The organism is Xanthomonas sp. D-99, from assembly GCF_017746145.1.
GTDB lineage: Bacteria > Pseudomonadota > Gammaproteobacteria > Xanthomonadales > Xanthomonadaceae > Xanthomonas > Xanthomonas cissicola.
This window is the reverse complement of the sequence record NZ_JAGHWU010000033.1, coordinates 108,169-125,776: the sequence shown is the minus strand read 5'-3', so window position 1 is coordinate 125,776 and position 17,608 is coordinate 108,169. Positions and strand designations below refer to the sequence as shown.

Below are 17,608 nucleotides of genomic sequence, written 5' to 3'. Positions count from 1 at the left end.
ACCGCGCCATGTGCGCCAGATGACGGCGAGGCAGAACGCATCCGACAAGACGGACCGTTTCCGGTGCGTGGCGTGCAACGGAATGCGGAACGCCAGCGGCATCGATGCAGATCGGATGCGAGACTCATTCTCATCTACAATGGGCGGCCGTCCTGTTTCGTGGCCAGGTCTTGATCAAGACGCTCCTGTTCCAGCTGCATTGGCTGCTCGGCATCACTGCCGGGCTGGTGCTGTCGGTGATGGGGTTGACCGGCGCGGCGATGTCGTTCGAAAACGAGATCGTGCGCATGGCCAACCCGGCCATTGCGCAACTGGCGCAACGGCATGCGGCGGGCGAGCGGGCCTTGCCGGTGGATGTGCTGCTGCAGCGGCTCGATCTGGCGCCAGCCGGTGCAGGGCAAAAACAGGCGGTGACACGCCTGTTGATCGACCCCACCGGTGCGCGCCCGTCTGCAGCGCGTCTTTCCGGCAAGGGCGCGGGCCGGGTGTACTTCGACCCCTATACGGGTGAGCGGGTCGCGCCGCCGCGGCTGAGTACAGCGTTTGCCTTCATCGAAGACCTGCACCGCAACCTGACGGCCGGCAAACGCGGGCAGGCGGTCACCGGTGCGAGCGCCTTCATCTTGCTGTTCTTCTGCGCATCGGGGCTGTATCTGCGCTGGCCGCGACGGTGGTGGAGCCCGCGCACCTGGTGGGTGGTGGAATGGCGACGGCAGGGGCGCAGTTTTTTGTGGAGCCTGCATGCGGTGTTCGGCACCTGGTGCTTGCTGGTGTATTTGCTGGTCGCGCTGACCGGGCTGACCTGGTCCTACCCCTGGTATCGCGATGGCATGGTGGCCTTGCTCGGCGGCCCGCCTGCGATACGTGGCGACAAAGGCGATAGCCGCCCGGCCACCGTCGATCTTGCACACGTGCAGCGCACGCTCGATGGCATTCCCGCCACTCGTAGCGCCGCCCTGGATCTGCGCATTCCCACGCGCGACGGGCAGCCGTTGAATGTGCGGTTCTTGCCCGACAATCCGGCTCACGATCGCGCCTACAACAGTCTTGATATCGCGCCGGACAGCGGAGCACTGCTGCAGCGCCAGGACTACGCGCTGCTGCCGCGCGGGCAGCAATTGGCGGTGAGCATGTTCCCGCTGCATTCGGGCAGTTTTTTCGGGTTGCCCGGGCGCATGGTGGTGATGCTGGCCAGCCTGGGCATGTCGGTGTTCTTCGTCACCGGCTGGATGCTGTATCTGGATCGGCGCCGCAAAAAACGCGCGCTGCGCGCTGCGCGCAAGGTGTTGCACGGCGCAGCGCCGGCCTCGCAGGCGGCACCATGGTTGATTGCGTTTGCCAGCCAGAGCGGTTTTGCCGAGCGCCTGGCGTGGCAGGCCGCCGGGCATCTGCAGGCTGCCGGCTTGCCGGTGCAGGTGCGCTCGCTGGCGCAGCTGGATGCACAGGCCCTGCAACGCAGCGGGCATGCGTTGTTTGTGATCAGCACGTTTGGCGATGGCGAGCCCCCGGATGCGGCACGCGGTTTCGAGCGTGGGCTGCTGCGGCAAGGCCTGGAATTGCCGCACCTGACTTACGCGATGCTGGCGCTGGGCGACCGCCAATACGCGCAGTTCTGCGGGTTCTCGCGGCGTGTCGAACAGTGGCTGGATGCGCAAGGTGCACGCGCGCTGTTTGCTGCGGTGGAACTGGACAACGTCGATCCGCAGGCGCTGGCGCAATGGCATGCGCAGCTGGGCCAGATCGCCGGTGCGCCCATGCGCGTGGCGCCGCTGGCACGGCCCAAACTGACCGAATGGACCCTGTCCTCACGCACGCATCTGAACCCGGGCAGCGAGGGAGCGCCGATCTGGCGCATCGATCTGCAGCCACCTGCCGATGCACAGTGGCAGGCCGGCGACATCCTTGAAGTGCAGCCTGCGCACGCCCAAGCACAGGTGCGCGACTGCCTGGCGGCATGGGGCCTGGCGCCGGACACGCTGGTGCACGTGGATGCGCAGCTGCTGCCATTGCAGCAGGCTGCCGCCGAGCGCGTACTGCCCGAGCCGCCCGCAACGCCGCTTGCCCATCGCCCTGATCCGCAAACCTGGCTGGACGCATGCGCCTGGCTGCCTACCCGCGATTATTCGCTCGCCAGCGTACCGGCCGACGGCACCGCGATGGTCGTGGTGCGGTTGACGGTGCGTGCCGATGGCAGTCCTGGTCTGGGTTCGGGGTGGCTGATCTGCCACGCGGCGATCGGCGCGCCGGTCCGCGCACGGTTGCGCACCAATCCCGGGTTCCATCGGCTCGAAACAATGCCGATGGTCTTGATCGGTAACGGCACCGGCATTGCAGGCTTGCGCGCGCTGCTACGCGAGGCCGAGCTGGCCGGCGTGCATGGGCACTGGTTGTTGTTCGGCGAACGGCATGCGGCGCACGACCGCCTGTTCGCCGACGAGCTGCAGGCCTGGCAGGCGAGTGGGCATCTACGACAGCTGGAATGGGTGTTTTCACGCGATCAACCACAAAAACGCTACGTGCAGCATCACTTGCGCGAAGCCGGCGGCACGTTGCGACACTGGATCGACCGTGGCGCGGTCATTTACGTCTGTGGCAGTCTGGACAGCATGGCGCGCGAGGTCGATGCGGCGTTGCGCGAAGTACTCGGCGACACGCGTCTGGACTCGTTGACGGCGGCGGGACGTTATCGACGCGATGTGTATTGAGTGAGGTGATGATTGCGGCATGCCGGCTGATATCCGTTAGCGACGCGCAGTGATTGATCGTTGAGTTGCTGCAGAGAGTGCAGTGCTGCAGACCGCACTACACGGCTGACCTTGAGCGTGGGCCGCTCATTGCTCGCATGGCATCTGCGCAGCGGTTTGTCGGCCTTGACTTGTTGGATGCCGTCAAAGGCCTGCTCGGTCGAGTGCGCGGTGTCCTCGCCGCTCGCAGGACATGCCGTGAACCCATCCATGGAGCCTGGATGGCGGCATCCATGCCGCAATCGGTCCCGCAAGTGGCGAGGGCACCACGCCAGTCAGTTCGCGGGTTGTTTATTGAAGAATGAAGACTTCGCATCGCATGGTTTGCTGGTCACCTCGTTGCAAGCGATCAGCAGCTCTGCGGCGAATGCCCAGACAACATCGTCTCGATCTGACCGATGCACCCAATCCACCTCAACGGCAACTCGCATCGCCATCGGCTGCCGGTGCCTTCATCCGGTAAATGTCCAACTGCCCTGCGCGCGGCGCGCGGGCACTACCGGTCACCAGCAATTCGCCGGGCTTGGCCGTATCCACGACCGCGCCGAACGTGCGCTCCTGCGGCCCGTTGAACGACAGCGGCAGCGGCAAGCCTTGTGCAAAGTGCCCGTCCTTGCAGATGGCCAGCAGCAACTGGCTGGGGCCATCGGTCTTCCCGCGGGCCCATACCAGCGCGCGCCCGTCGCCGAGCCAGGCGGCGTCCAGCTCATCGGCTGCGCTATTGATGTCGAGCAAGGCCACCGGCGCACTGAACGCCTGCCCATCCCAGTGCGCGACGAATAGATCCATGCCGCCAGCACCGCCATGTCCGTCGCTGGCGAACAGCAGGCGTGTGCCGTCCAGCGACAGCGTCGGTGCGCGCTCGTTGCCGGCGCTGTCGATCGCCGCGCCCAGCGATTGCACCGGGCCTACGGCGCCTTGCGCATCCACCGGTGCTCGGTACAGGTCGCTGCCGCCAGCGCCGCCGGGCCGGGTGGAGGCGAACAGCAGCCAGCGGCCGTCCGCACTGAAGAATGGGGTGGTCTCGTCCTGCGCGGTATTGATCGGCAGCGTCTGCGCGTCCTGCCAACGCCCGCCGCGCAGCTGCGCCTGCCACAGGTCCCAGCCGCCGGCGCCACCGGCGCGGTCGCTGGCCCAAACGATGCGTTGCCCGTCCGGGCTGAGCGTGGCGCGCGCCTCGTTGGCCGGCGTGGAGACCACACCCATGCCCTCGATGCCGAATTCAGCAAGCCCCGAAGCAGACGGGACGCAGAGTAAACTTGCCGCCAGCGTGAGCAGCGGCCATCGATAGTGCATGCGGTGTTCCTGCCTCAAGGAGCGGTTTACAAAATTACTGCGCGGTCGCCAGGCAGGCGCGGCCGGTGCTCGGAATCGGCATGTACCATTCGTACACTCCGGTTCCTGCGCGCCGTCCACGCCCACCTGGCGACCGCTCGCTACATTTTGTTGGCCACTCTAGATTCGCGCACAGTCTAGTCAACCAGAGAGCGTTTCATGCCCGTATCCCGTTATGCCGTATTCGGTCACCCCGTCGCCCATTCGCTGTCGCCGGCCATCCATGCCGACTTCGGGAAGCAGACCGGCATTGCGCTGGACTACACCGCCATCGACGCGCCGCAGGAAGACTTCAGCGCCGCGCTGCAACGCTTCGCCGATGAAGGCGGCAAAGGCGCGAACGTCACCCTGCCGTTGAAGGAAGCCGCCTATGGGCTGGCCAGCAGCCTGAGCGATCGCGCGCGGCTGGCCGGGGCGGTGAACACGTTGGTGCGTAACGACGGCCAGTGGCAGGGAGACAACACCGACGGCGCCGGCCTGGTGCGCGATCTCACCGAGCGCCAGGGCCTGGATCTGCGTGGTCGCCGCGTGCTGCTGCTGGGCGCCGGCGGCGCTGCCCGTGGCGTGGCGCCGGCGCTGCTGGAGGCGGGCATCACCGCAATGGTGGTGGTGAACCGCTCGCCCGAGCGCGCCGATGCCTTGTGCGATGCGCTGGGCGAACCGGCGCGGGTGACGTCGCGTTACATCGAGGGCCTGCGCGAGCTGGGCGACTTCGAACTGATCGTCAATGCCACTGCCGCAGGTCGCGACCGCGATGCCGGTGCGTTCGCATTGCCACTGGGCCTGGTCAACAGCCTGACTGCCGCGGTCGATCTAAATTACGGCGATACCGCGATTGCGTTCCTTGCCTGGGCGCGCGCGGCGCAATGCCGGTACGCCATCGACGGACTGGGCATGCTGGTGGAGCAGGCCGCCGAGAGCTTCGCGCTGTGGCATGGCGTGCGCCCGGATACCGACCCGGTCTACGCCGCGCTGCGCGCGCGCGAGGCCGTGCTGATCAGTGCCGACTGACGTGGGTAGCGCCGATGCCACCGCGGTCCTGCTGACCCTGGTCACCAGCCTGCTGTCGCGCGTGCCGATGCTGATTGCGGTGCTGCTCGGGCTGGTCCTGTTGTGGCGCGCACCGCATAGCCCGCTGCGGCGCGCCGGGCTGGCCGCGCTCTGGCTGCTGCTGGGCTGCCTGTTCGCCGAGGTCGCCGTCCAGGCGATTCCGATGTTGTTGCTGCAGCAAGGCAACGTGCGTCAGATCAGCATGGTGGTCAGCGTCGCCCACTTCGTGCTGATGGCCGTACAGGCCGTTGGTATTGGCGTGCTGGTGTGGACGCTGGCGGCCAGCCTGCAGCGTTTGCCCGCTGGCACTGGTCCGCGCCCGTGATTCCGCTCAAAGCCATCTTGCTGGTGATCGTTGGGCTGGTCTGCGCCGGGCAGGGCGTGTGGACGCTGCTGCATCCGCAGGCACTGGCGGCAGTCAATCGCGGTGGCCTGTTGTACGAACGCTTCGGCCCGAACGGCGTGGGCGCCGGCATGTTGCTGATGGGTATTGCGATGGCGGCCATCGGCTTGGTGTGGGCGCGCCATGCGTGGCCGGCGCGCCGGCGGCGGAACTGAGCGCGCATTGATGCTGCCTACGCTTTAAAGCCAGCGGCGTTTCCTGCATCGGCATTCACTGCGCCGCCTTCCAGGTTACCCCGGCGGCGAATGCCTGCAGGCGGCCGGTGCTGGCAGGCAACCATCGGAGAATCGACCCATGCCCTCGGCCGCTCAGCAGTCGCACCGGCATGGGACTCGCCGGGTCGCCGCTGCAAGCAGGCAACCTGTTCAGCCGTGCGGCGCGCCGGTCGCAGTCACTGCGCCGGTCCGTGCGAAAATAGCGCGATGAGTGAAGTTGCCCCTCCGGCCGCGCCGTCGGCGCCCGTTCCCACCCAGCGCCGCCTGACCGACCCGATCAAGGCCAGCATCCGCGACGCCTACGCCAAGCTGCAGGCCAATACGCCGGGCTTTGCCACGCGGCGCGCACAGAGCCAGATGATCGGCCTGGTCTCGCGTGCACTGGCCACCTCCGGCGGCATCGGCATCGCCGAGGCGCCTACCGGCGTGGGCAAGAGCCTGGGCTATCTCACCGCCGGCGTGCCGATCGCGTTGGCCACCAAGAAAAAACTGGTCATCAGCACCGGCACCGTGGCGCTGCAATCGCAGCTGGTGGAACGCGACATCCCGGCCTTCCTCAAGGCCACCGGGCTGGATGCCACCGTGGCGTTGGCCAAGGGCCGCACGCGCTACCTGTGCACCCGCAATGCCGCCGAACTGGAAGGCGACACCAGTCAGAACGCCATGTTCGAAGACGAGCAGGCGCTCTACGACCGCCCGCTCAGCCCGGTCGATGCGGATCTGGCCAAACGGTTGGCCAAGGCCTACGCCGCCCGCACCTGGAATGGCGATCTGGACGATGCGCCAGAACAGATCTCCGTGCCGCTGCGCATGCGCATCACCACGCCGGCGTCCGGCTGTGCGGGGCGCCGCTGCAGCTACGCAGCGCAATGTCCGGTGCTCAAGGCACGCACCGATGTGCGCGAAGCGCAGATCGTGGTCACCAACCATGCCTTGCTGTTGTCGTCACTGTCGCTGGGCGATGCCGAAAACGGCCAGCCATTGATCGCCCCGCCAGCGGACATGCTGCTGGTGCTCGACGAAGGCCACCACATCGCCGGCGTGGCGATCGACCAGGGCGCAGCCAATCTGCCGCTGGACGACATGGCCAGGCGTACCGGGCGCATGCAGATCCTCATCGCGGCTGCTTATCGCGCAGTGGACAAGGACAAGCTGGGCAATTTGCTGCCCAACGAAGCCATCGAGGTGGCTGCGCGCGTGTCCAAACTGCTCAAGGCCTTCCACGCCGAGGTCGAACGCGTATGGAAACCGGAACCCGGCGAGCGCGATCCGCTGTGGCGCGCGGCCAATGGCAAGTTGCCGCCGCAGTGGGGCCCAGCCATCGAAGAGCTCGGCGAAGAAACCCGCGCGCTGTTCAACTGGGTGCATGCCGCGCACAGTGCGATTGCGAAGGGAAAACAGGACGATTCCGCGCGCGAACGTCTGCAGCGCAGTCTCGGCATGGCCTTGGAAATGGCCGAGCAGCAGCACAATCTATGGAGCGGGTGGCGCCGCGAGGACAAGGAAGGCCAGCCGCCGATGGCGCGCTGGATCACCCTCTCGCGCGATGGCGACCTGATCTGCCATTGCTCGCCGGTGTCGGCCGCGCAGGTGCTGCGCACGATGATCTGGAACGAGGTGGATTCGGTGGTGATGACCTCGGCCACGCTGACCGGTGGCGGCGATTTCCAGTCCTTCGCCATCGACAACGGCTTGCCCGATCACGCCGAAATGGCATCGCTGGCCTCGCCGTTCGACCTGCCCAACCAGGCCGAATTGATCGTCCCCAATTTTCCGGTGACTCCCGATGACCGCGAAGGCCATCCCAAGGAAGTGGCCAAGTATCTGGTGCGCGAACTGGATTGGAACGCCAAGGGCAGCATCGTGCTGTTCACTTCGCGCTGGAAGATGGAAAAGGTGGCCGACCTGATGCCGCTGGCGCAGCGCAACCGCGTGCTGGTGCAGGGCGAGGGCAACAAGTCGCAACTGATCACCGAACATCTGCGCCGCATAGGCGCGGGCGAAGGCTCGGTGTTGTTCGGCCTCAATTCCTTCGGCGAAGGATTGGACCTGCCCGGCGAAGCCTGCACCACCGTGGTCATCACCCAGGTGCCCTTCGCCGTGCCCACCGATCCGCAAACCTCCACCTTGAGCGAATGGCTGGAAAGCCGCGGCCATAACGCCTTCAACCTGATCGCCATCCCGCATGCGTTGCGCACGCTCACCCAATTCGCCGGCCGCCTGATCCGCAGCTCCAGCGACCACGGCCGCGTGATCATTCTCGACTCGCGCCTGCTCACCCGCCGCTACGGCAAACGCATCATCGATGCCTTGCCGCCGTTCAAGCGGGTGATCGGGCGTTGAAGATCGCCTGGCGATGCCATCGCCATCGCCATCATCATCATCGCATCGTGCAATTTCGCGTGCGATGGTGATGCGCTGCCGATACGGATATAGCGTGCCGTTTTGGGTGTTGCACGATGCAAGCCAGTGTCGCGTTGTGCAGCTACACGGGGAGCATGGCCAGTCGCATCGCATCGGCATACGCGCGATGCGCAATGGCCACTCGCATCATCCGCACTGCGCATGACTCTTGCAGCGCAACATTGGCTGCGCGATTGGCATTGAGGTCGCGCAAAACGCAATGACGCACACAGCGCTCGATAATGCGGTTATTTGCTATGCACCGCTCGCGGGTTTGGCGATGCATATCACGCAACGCGGTCATCATCATGTTCCCCTATCGAAGCGATCATAACTAACGACTTCTCACGCTTCGGCCTGCTGGCGATGATTCAGCCTCCTCAAACGAGCCGACGCCATGCGCCCTGGACCCCTCATGGTGCTAGCCCTGCTAGCCCCGACGTTGATCGCTCCGCCGGTCTTCGCCCAATCCGTTCTGACCCGCGACAATGGCGCCAAGGTCGGCGATAACCAGAATTCGCAGACAGCCGGTGCCACCGGTCCGACGCTGCTGCAGGACGTGCAGCTGATCCAGAAGCTGCAGCGCTTCGATCGCGAGCGCATCCCGGAGCGCGTAGTACATGCGCGCGGCACTGGCGTCAAAGGTGAGTTCACCGCCACTGCCGATCTCTCCAATCTGACCAAGGCCAAGGTGTTCAGCGCCGGCGAAAAAACGCCGGTGTTCGTGCGTTTTTCGTCGGTGGTGCATGGCAACCACTCGCCGGAGACGCTGCGCGACCCGCATGGCTTCGCCACCAAGTTCTACACCAGCGAAGGCAACTGGGATCTGGTCGGCAACAACTTCCCCACGTTCTTCATCCGCGATGCGATCAAGTTCCCCGACATGGTGCATGCGTTCAAGCCGGATCCGCGCACCAATCTGGATGACGATTCGCGTCGCTTCGATTTCTTCTCGCACGTGCCCGAAGCCACGCGCACGCTGACCCTGCTGTACTCCAATGAAGGTACGCCTGCTGGCTACCGCTTCATGGACGGTAATGGCGTGCATGCCTACAAGCTGGTCAACGCGCAGGGCGAAGTGCACTACGTCAAGTTCCACTGGAAGACGCTGCAGGGCATCAAGAACCTCGATCCCAAGCAGGTCGCTGCGGTGCAGGCCAAGGACTACAGCCACCTGACCAACGATCTGGTCGGTGCGATCAAGAAGGGCGATTACCCGAAATGGGATCTGTACGTGCAGGTGCTCAAGCCGCAAGACCTGGCCAAGTTCGATTTCGACCCGCTCGACGCCACCAAGATCTGGCCGGACGTGCCGGAGCAGAAGGTCGGCCAGATGGTGTTGAACAAGAACGTCGACAACTTCTTCCAGGAAACCGAGCAGGTGGCCATGGCGCCGGCCAATCTGGTGCCGGGTATCGAGCCGTCTGAAGACCGCCTGTTGCAGGGCCGTATTTTCTCGTACGCCGATACGCAGCTGTATCGCATCGGTGCCAATGGGCTGAGCCTGCCGGTCAATCGCCCGCGTGTGGCGGTCAACAACGGCAACCAGGATGGGCAGGGCAACATCGGTCAGACCACCAGTGGCGTGAACTATGAGCCGAGCCGCCTGGAGCCGCGTCCGCAGGACACCGCTGCGCGCTACAGCGAGCTGCCGTTGTCGGGCACGACCCAGCAGGCCAAGATCACCCGCGAGCAGAACTTCAAGCAGGCCGGCGAGTTGTATCGCTCCTACAGCAAGAAGGACCGTGCCGACCTGGTGCAGAGCTTCGGCGAGTCGCTGGCCGCCACCGATACCGAAAGCAAGCATCTGATGCTGTCGTTCCTGTACAAGGCCGACCCCGAGTACGGCACCGGCGTCACCCGCGTGGCCAAGGGCGACCTGGCGCGGGTCAAGCAGCTGGCCTCCAGCCTGCAGGACTGATCCGTCCCGACGACCTCGCGGCTGCGCCGCGATGTCGTCTTTTTTCGGGAGATTCCTATGCGCACCCTGTTGTTTCTGATGCTTGGCAGCGTGTCTGTGATTGCCAACGCTGCGTCACCTGCATCCGCTGCCAGCGCGACGGCCACCGCCACGCCTGAGCAGATCAAGCTGCAGCTGCGCGAGTATTTCTTCGACGCCGCGCGTGAGGGCCGCCAGGACATGCTGGCCGAGTTCATTCGCTCGCATTACGACCTCAATACCCGCGACGAGAAGGGCTATACCGCCTTGATCCTGGCCGCGTACCACGGCCAGCGGCCGGCGGTGGAGCAGTTGCTGAGCGCCGGCGCCGACCCCTGCGCGCAGGACAAGCGCGGCAACACCGCGCTGATGGGCGCCATCTTCAAGGGCGAGCTGGGCATCGCCAAGCGCTTGATGCAGGCCGATTGCGCGCCGGACCAGCGCAACAACGCCGGCCAGACCGCTGCGATGTATGCGGCGTTGTTCCAACGCACCGACGTGCTCAAGGACCTCGCCGCCAAGGGAGCGGACCTCAGCCTCAAGGACGGGCAGGGCAACGATGTGACCAAGCTGCAACGCGGCGAATTCGCCACCGCGCCGGCGCGCTGAGCGCGCCAGTCTTGCCTGCCAGGGCTGCTGCTCACAGCGTGCCGCATCGGCCGCGATGCGCGTATGTGCTTGCGCTTTACCCGCTAGAAGCAGCGGGCGGCTGCTCGTAGCCAACGGCTGCTGTGCGGCAGGTAGGTGGTCACGCGCGCTCTTGTCGCAACGCGTCCCGTCTCTGGCGAAGCACGCCACGGCTGGGGGTGCATGATGCGCCGTCTATCTGGTCGCTGCGCATCCTCCAGCTCTTGCTGCACCTGCCACGTCGACGTCGTCGAGGGGCATCGCCGCATCCATCGCAGCACTCCAAGCCACTGTCTGGTAGCGTCAAACCGCTCCTGGCAGCGTCGTCGGTTTTCCGCCACGGCCGCGCTGGATCTCTGACGGTGGTGGTGATCTTTTCGCCATTGCGTCAGGATTTTTCTGACGCACAAACCCTTGCGCGCCAAGGTTTTGACAGAAAACTGAGTGCTTGCTGACTTGCTTTGAATCGCCCGGAAAAAACCGCGGAAAACAGTTCAAGAAAGCGCCGGGAACGCCGATGCTGCAGCTATCGCATCGCACCTTGGAACCCCCGGACCATGAAGCTCGATCCCTCCATCCCTTTCCTGATGTCGCTGTTGGCCATGGTGCTGTGCACTGCCACCGCCGTCGTTGCGCTGGTGTTCGGCCAGGTGCACGTGCTGGCCAAGTCGTGGAGCTTCTACACGGTCATGGGCACGGCCCTGATCACGCTGATTGCCTCCTACCATGCGCTGGGCAAGCCGCTGAGCGCCGAAGAGCGTGTCGGTGTCCGTAACCCGTAAGTTTCGCTTCCGTCCGGACGCAGCAATGATTGCGGCACTGGACCGAGAAAGCTCAGCTCGTCACTGACGATGCAACGCGTTCGCTCCGCAGGGCGAACGCAGACAGGCACCGCGTATCCTGCGGCGATGCCTCCGCTCCGGCCGGTCCTCGGCGAGCGAGGGAAAACCAAGCCAGCGCCAATGCAGGGCATTCGCCCCCGTCCGAAGGTCGAGCTTAGCTTGATCCTGGCGGCCCAAGCGCGTCACCAGCGGCATCTGCATTTGCGCCTAACGCTCGGATTCGATCAACCGGTCCTCCTAGATCATCCGGCACGCGAACAAGCGACCTTGCAGCCAGGCTGAGGCGCAGGCGTTCCCACATCCATGCCGCACTGCCGCAGATTCATCGGGGCCCGTGTAAGCTGTTGATCCTGCTTCGCATTCCCATGGCCGCTCGCTGCGGCTACCTTGTCGATGACCGCTTCCACCGATCGTTACGCCGCCTCCCTGCGCCTGTCCGTTGCCCCGATGATGGACTGGACCGACCGCCATTGCCGGGTCTTCCACCGCCTGTTGGCGCCGTCCGCACGCCTCTACACCGAGATGGTGCACGCCAACGCGGTGATCCACGGCGACCGCGCGCGCTTGATCGGCTTCGATGCGGTGGAACATCCGCTGGCGCTGCAACTGGGCGGCAGCGATCCTGCCTTGCTCGCGCAGGCGGCGGCAATCGCGCAGGAATGGGGCTTTGATGAGATCAACCTCAACTGCGGTTGCCCGTCCGACCGCGTGCAGGCCGGGCGTTTTGGCGCCTGCCTGATGCGTGAGCCGGGGCTGGTGGCCGAGTGCGTTGCGGCCATGTGCGCGGCCACCCACTTGCCGATCACGGTCAAGTGCCGCCTGGGCGTGGACGACGATGACGATTACACGCTGTTCGCCCGCTTTGTCGACCAGGTGGTCGCGGCCGGCGCCGCCATGGTGGTGGTGCACGCCCGTAATGCCTGGCTCAAGGGCTTGTCGCCGAAGGAAAACCGCGAAGTGCCGCCGCTTCGGTACGACTGGGCCTACCGGCTCAAGCAGGAGCGGCCCGGTCTGCCGGTCGTGCTCAACGGCGGCATTGTGGCCGTTGACCCGGCAATAGCGCATCTGCAGCACGCCGACGGCGTCATGCTCGGCCGCGCCGCTTACCACGACCCGTACGTCCTGCATTGTCTGGATGCCGCCTTGAACCAGCGGCCCGAGCAACCGCGCGAGTCCTTGCTGCGCGCCTATCAGCCGTACGTGGAATCACAGCTGGCACAGGGGGTGGGCTTGAAGCACATGACCCGGCACGTGCTGGGCCTGTTCCATGGCCAGCCTGGAGGCAGGGCGTTCCGGCAGGTCCTGAGCGAGGGCGCCCATCGTCCGGGTGCCGGCTGGGAACTGGTCGAGCAGGCATTGGAGCGCACCGATACACGGTCCTGGCGAGTCGTTGCCTGACTTTGGCCCACCGCTTGCATTCCTGAACGGACTGCCGGGATGTCCGAGTATCTCCGGTCGTTTCTGCAGCAGGCGCGTCCGCAACAAACGCGCGCTGGTCGTGCGCGCGGATCTGATCGGTATTCATTTCACTGAACGCTGTTAACGTGAAGCTAAAAAGTTCAGATCGGATTCACCCCGAAAAATCAAGAATTTGCCTCGATTCCGATGCTCGATCCTCAATTGTGTGTGGTCGATTTCACGAATTTTGAATGTTCCTGAACAACCCGCTAGGATCTGTTTGTGACCCAATCGCTCTGCCGCGCTAGCCAAGTCGCTCTGGTCGCCCTCTGGGTTGCCATGGCCGCGCCGTCGGCCTGGGGCCAGGGCTATCCGATGGTGCAGAGCGGGCGCGAGGCATTGCCGCCTTCGGCGCGCGGCAATAGCCGTACGCTGTCGGACACCATTCGGCATGTACAACGGTCCACCGGTGGACAGATTCTGGGCGCCGAGCGGGTGCCGTTCGACGGCGGCAATCTCAATCGGGTCAAGTACATGAAGGACGGGCGCGTGCACACCGTGTATGAGCCGGAGCAGACGCAGGCTGCGCCTGCGCGTAACTTGCCACCGCCCGACGCGCCACCACGCGACGATAACCACTGAACGTAGATAGTTCTGCGTTCAGTCTTATAAATTCCCCGGCCACTGGCCGACAACGTAACTAGGGAGAGTGCATGCGTATCCTTTTGGTCGAAGACGAAGCTCCGCTGCGCGAAACCCTTGCGGCGCGCCTGAAGCGCGAAGGCTTTGCGGTCGACGCTGCACAGGACGGCGAAGAAGGCCTCTACATGGGCCGTGAAGTGCCATTTGATGTCGGCATCATCGACCTTGGCTTGCCCAAGATGTCGGGGATGGAGCTGATCAAGGCCTTGCGCGATGAGGGCAAGAAGTTTCCGGTGCTGATCCTGACCGCGCGCTCGAGCTGGCAGGACAAGGTCGAAGGCCTCAAACAGGGTGCCGACGATTATCTGGTCAAGCCGTTCCACGTCGAAGAGTTGCTGGCGCGCGTCAATGCGCTGCTGCGGCGTGCTGCCGGCTGGAGCAAGCCCACGCTGGAATGCGGCCCGGTCGCGCTGGATTTGGCGGCGCAGACGGTGAGCGTCAACGGCGCCAATGTCGATCTGACCAGTTATGAGTACAAGGTGCTCGAGTACCTGATGATGCATGCCGGTGAACTGGTCTCCAAGGCCGATCTCACCGAGCACATCTATCAGCAGGACTTCGACCGCGATTCGAACGTGCTGGAAGTGTTCATCGGTCGTCTGCGCAAGAAGCTCGACCCCGATGGTGAACTCAAGCCGATCGAGACCGTGCGTGGACGCGGTTATCGCTTCGCCATTCCGCGTACCGAAGGCTGAGTCAGCGCGTCAACGAGCAGGAAGACCAAGTGCCGGGCCGCTCCAAGTGGTATAGACGCTGGCGGCCGCGCTCATTGCAGGCCCGCCAGCTGCTGGCCGCCAGCCTCAGCCTGGTCGCCTTCCTGGCGCTGGCGGGTTACGCGCTGGATGTGGCGTTTGCCGACACCGCCGAGAAGAACCTACGCGAGCGGCTGAAGAACTACGCCTCCGCGTATGCGGCCAATATCGATTTTGTGCGCGACGGGTCGCTGTATATCGGCGGGCAACCGCCCGACCCGCGTTTCGATGTTCCCGGTGGCGGCCTGTATGTGGAAGTCGTGCGTCCGGACGAAAGCTGGACCTCGATGTCGGCCGAAGGCCCGAACATTCCGCACGGCCGCATGCTGGAGCCGCGCCAGGAAGAATTCATCGGCCCGCTGGAAATGACCCAGATCGACGGCAGCCTGGGCCAGCTGTATCGCTACGGGCTGGGCGTGAGCTATGTCGAACGCGAACACGGTGGCGAGATTCCGTACACCATCTATGTGATGGAAGACGCGCGCTCGATGGGCGCGCAACTGCGCGTGTTCCGTGGTGCGGTATGGTTCTACCTTGGCAGCGCCGGTGTGGTGCTGCTGGTGTTGCAGGCCTTCATTCTGCAATGGAGCCTGCGTCCGCTGCGGCGGGTCATCAATGAGTTGACGAAGGTGCAGCGCGGCGAGATCCAGCGCATGAGCGAGCAGCATCCGCGCGAACTGGAGCCGCTGACCGACAGCATCAATGCCTTCATCGAGAGCGAACGCGACAACCTGGAGCGTCAGCGCAATACGCTGGCCGACCTTGCGCATAGCCTCAAGACGCCCATTGCCGTCTTGCGTACGCAATTGGATAGCGGTGCGTCCGAGCGCGATCTGCACGAAGAAATGGATGTGCAGCTGCGGCGCATGAACGACCTGGTGTCGTATCAGCTGGCACGTGCGGCTTCCAGCGGGCACAAATTGTTCGCGGCACCATTGCCGATCGAGTCGACCGCCGAAGAAATCGTGCGTGGTCTTGAGAAGGTGTATTCGGTCAAAGGCGTGTTGTGCGAATTCGATATTTCCCCCGAGGCCCGCTTTCACGGCGAGCCGGGCGATTTGCAGGAACTGCTCGGCAACCTGCTGGAAAACGGCTTCAAGTGGGCGCGTAGCCGCGTGTTGCTGACCGCAAAACCGGGGCCCACCACCGGTAGCCGTCGTGCCGGCTTGATTCTGTCGGTGGAAGACGACGGCCCCGGCATCGCGCCGGAAGACGTGGCCAAGATTCTGCAGCGCGGCGTGCGTGGCGACGAGCGCGTGCAAGGACACGGCATCGGCATGTCGATCGTGCAGGACCTGATCAAGGGCTATCGCGGCGAGCTGCAGGTGGTGCGCTCGCAGGAACTGGGCGGCGCCCGCTTCGATGTGACCCTGCCGCCGGGACTGTGACCGCCGGAGGGGCCCGATGAACCCGTGGCCAATGTGCGCTGGCGTTCCGACAACCGTTTAACGCCTCACGCGTTGGCTTACCCATACTGAGTGGGCAAGCCGTTGCGATGGAGGGCTGCATGTTCGAGCAAGCTGGCCAGGCCGTATGCGTGCACGCGCACGCGCAACACACGCGAGGATGGCGGGTGCTGCCGCTGTTGATCGGCAGCCTGTGCGCGCTCACTTGCACGGCTGCCGAAGCGCCGCTGACACCATCGCAGATGCGCTGGCTGCAGCGGGCCACTTACGGGGTTGATGGCAGCAGCGCGACCCAACTGACACGGCTGGGGCCCAAGCGCTTTGGTGCACTGTTGTTGCAGCCCAGCGACGACGCTGCGTTGCCCGCGCCGGTACGCGCGCAGCTGCAGCGCTTCGACGCGCTGCATACCCCGCTGGTGGATCTGCTGACCCAGTACGAAGCCGACAAGGTCCGCCTGCAGTCCATGCCCGATGGCGATGAGAAGGTTGCCTTGCGCAAGGAGTGGCAGGCGCGCGGTGGTCAGATGCTGGTGCAGGCGCGGCAGGCGCAACTGTTGCGCGCGGTGTACGCGCCGGATCAACTGCGCGAGCAACTGGTGTGGTTCTGGCTCAACCATTTCAGCGTGTATGCCGACAAGGCCCGGGTGAAGTGGATGGCGGCCGACTACATGGAAAACGCGATCCGCCCCAATGCCACCGGCAAGTTCGCCGACCTGGTGATGGCCACGCTGGAAAGCCCGGCAATGCTGGAGTACCTGGACAACGCCAAGAACGCCAAGGGCAAGGTCAACGAAAACTACGCACGCGAGTTGATGGAACTGCACACGCTGGGCGTGCACGGCGGCTACAGCCAGCAGGATGTGCAGCAACTGGCGCTGATCCTCACCGGCGCGGGCCTGGTACCGATCACGCCCACCGGCGCACCGCCGTTGCCGCCCGCAGGTTCAGGGCAGGCGCAGGTGGTGCGCAAGGGTCTGTTCGAATTCAATCCGGCGCGTCATCAACCCGGCGACAAGATGCTGCTTGGCCAGCGCATTGCCGGCGGTGGGCTGGATGAGATCGAACGCGCCGTGCAGTTGTTGGTGCGGCAGCCGGCCTGTGCGCATTTCATCTCGCAGCGCCTGGCCGAGTACTTCGTCAGCGACACACCGCCCACTGCGCTGGTGACGCGCATGGCCAATACCTTCCAGCATAGCGATGGCGATATCGCCAAGGTCATGCAGACCATGCTGGCGTCGCCGGAGTTTGCGCAGGCGCAACCGCGCAAGTTCAAGGACCCGAACCGGTTCGTGGTGTCGGCGATGCGGGTGGCGTACGAGGGGCAGCCGGTGATCAATGCCGCGCCAATGGCCAGTTGGGTGCAGCAGCTGGGTGAACCGTTGTTTGGTCGCATCACGCCCGATGGTTGGTCGCTGCAATCGCAGGCCTGGACCAGTTCCGGGCAGTTGGCACGCAGGTTCGAGGTGGCGCGTTCGATCGGCGGCGGACCGAAGCAGTTGTTTCGTCTGGAGGGCGACAACCAGACGCCGATTCCTGCGCTGGTGCAGATCGAGACGCGCCCGTCGTACCGCTGGTTGGCGCCATCGCTCTCGGCTGCCACACGGCAGGCGCTGGATCAGGCGCGCTCGCCTGCCGAATGGAATGGGTTTTTGCTGTCGTCGCCAGACTTCAACTATCGCTGAGGCCATGGCGCCGATTCGGAGCGCCGATTCAAGGCCCACGATTCACGTTCGCAGAATCAAAACGCTGATCCAGCGGTCCACGAATGCCAGGCGGTCACCGCCGCGGGAGT

At 64.8% G+C, this 17,608-nt stretch carries 15 protein-coding genes and 1 other RNA gene; 14 read left to right on the top strand and 2 right to left on the bottom strand.

From position 1 onward, the window contains the following. The first annotated feature begins 170 nt into the window (after positions 1–170). A complete protein-coding gene (locus tag J7360_RS13325) occupies positions 171–2,705 on the top strand; it encodes a sulfite reductase flavoprotein subunit alpha (RefSeq protein ID WP_209034034.1) in 2,535 nt (844 codons plus the stop codon). A 453-nt stretch (positions 2,706–3,158) separates the two neighbouring features. On the opposite strand, the gene J7360_RS13320 is transcribed toward J7360_RS13325, so the two are convergent. Next, positions 3,159–4,040, bottom strand: a complete 882-nt coding sequence (locus tag J7360_RS13320) for a PD40 domain-containing protein (protein WP_057660677.1) — start codon at positions 4,038–4,040, stop codon at positions 3,159–3,161. Between the two features lie 80 nt (positions 4,041–4,120). On the opposite strand from J7360_RS13320, the gene J7360_RS13315 reads away from it, so the two are divergent. The 5 genes from J7360_RS13315 (at position 4,121) to dinG (ending at position 8,090) form a co-directional block, all read left to right on the top strand. Further along, a non-coding RNA gene (locus J7360_RS13315) (sX9 sRNA) lies at positions 4,121–4,196 on the top strand. Between the two features lie 42 nt (positions 4,197–4,238). Continuing rightward, positions 4,239–5,090, top strand: a complete 852-nt coding sequence (gene aroE, locus J7360_RS13310) for a shikimate dehydrogenase (RefSeq protein ID WP_209034032.1) — start codon at positions 4,239–4,241, stop codon at positions 5,088–5,090. Then, complete coding sequence (locus tag J7360_RS13305) at positions 5,080–5,454, top strand: hypothetical protein (RefSeq protein WP_057660671.1); 375 nt, start codon at positions 5,080–5,082, stop codon at positions 5,452–5,454. The genes aroE and J7360_RS13305 overlap by 11 nt, the downstream gene beginning before the upstream one ends. Further along, positions 5,451–5,687, top strand: coding sequence for a hypothetical protein (locus J7360_RS13300; protein ID WP_022560239.1), 237 nt, complete (start codon positions 5,451–5,453; stop codon positions 5,685–5,687). Before J7360_RS13305 ends, J7360_RS13300 begins: the two co-directional genes overlap by 4 nt. Positions 5,688–5,954: 267 nt before the next feature. After that, positions 5,955–8,090, top strand: coding sequence for an ATP-dependent DNA helicase DinG (gene dinG / locus J7360_RS13295; protein ID WP_057660668.1), 2,136 nt, complete (start codon positions 5,955–5,957; stop codon positions 8,088–8,090). A 142-nt stretch (positions 8,091–8,232) separates the two neighbouring features. Here dinG and J7360_RS13290 read toward each other — a convergent pair whose 3' ends face one another. Then, positions 8,233–8,454 carry a hypothetical protein gene (locus J7360_RS13290; protein ID WP_209034030.1) on the bottom strand — a complete coding sequence of 74 codons (222 nt, stop codon included), beginning with the start codon at positions 8,452–8,454 and terminating at the stop codon, positions 8,233–8,235. A gap of 111 nt (positions 8,455–8,565) precedes the next feature. Here J7360_RS13290 and katB point away from each other — a divergent pair, with 111 nt between their 5' ends. The 8 genes from katB to J7360_RS13250 all read left to right on the top strand — a co-directional run bounded on the left by katB (position 8,566) and on the right by J7360_RS13250 (position 17,498). Next, on the top strand, positions 8,566–10,071 hold the full coding sequence (gene katB / locus J7360_RS13285) for a catalase KatB (protein WP_174232380.1): 1,506 nt from the start codon (positions 8,566–8,568) through the stop codon (positions 10,069–10,071). Positions 10,072–10,128: 57 nt separating this feature from the next. Then, the gene (locus tag J7360_RS13280) at positions 10,129–10,698 is read left to right on the top strand and encodes an ankyrin repeat domain-containing protein (RefSeq protein WP_007966899.1); all 570 of its coding nucleotides are present in this window, start codon (positions 10,129–10,131) and stop codon (positions 10,696–10,698) included. Positions 10,699–11,273: 575 nt separating this feature from the next. After that, on the top strand, positions 11,274–11,498 hold the full coding sequence (locus J7360_RS13275) for a hypothetical protein (RefSeq protein WP_003489833.1): 225 nt from the start codon (positions 11,274–11,276) through the stop codon (positions 11,496–11,498). Between the two features lie 453 nt (positions 11,499–11,951). Beyond that, the gene (dusA, locus tag J7360_RS13270) at positions 11,952–12,956 is read left to right on the top strand and encodes a tRNA dihydrouridine(20/20a) synthase DusA (RefSeq protein WP_057660657.1); all 1,005 of its coding nucleotides are present in this window, start codon (positions 11,952–11,954) and stop codon (positions 12,954–12,956) included. A gap of 276 nt (positions 12,957–13,232) precedes the next feature. Beyond that, complete coding sequence (locus tag J7360_RS13265; RefSeq protein WP_209034038.1) at positions 13,233–13,598, top strand: hypothetical protein; 366 nt, start codon at positions 13,233–13,235, stop codon at positions 13,596–13,598. Positions 13,599–13,669: 71 nt separating this feature from the next. Next, the gene (locus J7360_RS13260; RefSeq protein ID WP_002808458.1) at positions 13,670–14,353 is read left to right on the top strand and encodes a response regulator transcription factor; all 684 of its coding nucleotides are present in this window, start codon (positions 13,670–13,672) and stop codon (positions 14,351–14,353) included. A gap of 74 nt (positions 14,354–14,427) precedes the next feature. Beyond that, complete coding sequence (locus J7360_RS13255; RefSeq protein ID WP_003489823.1) at positions 14,428–15,798, top strand: ATP-binding protein; 1,371 nt, start codon at positions 14,428–14,430, stop codon at positions 15,796–15,798. Between the two features lie 119 nt (positions 15,799–15,917). Then, on the top strand, positions 15,918–17,498 hold the full coding sequence (locus J7360_RS13250; RefSeq protein WP_057660774.1) for a DUF1800 domain-containing protein: 1,581 nt from the start codon (positions 15,918–15,920) through the stop codon (positions 17,496–17,498). Positions 17,499–17,608: the final 110 nt, after the last annotated feature.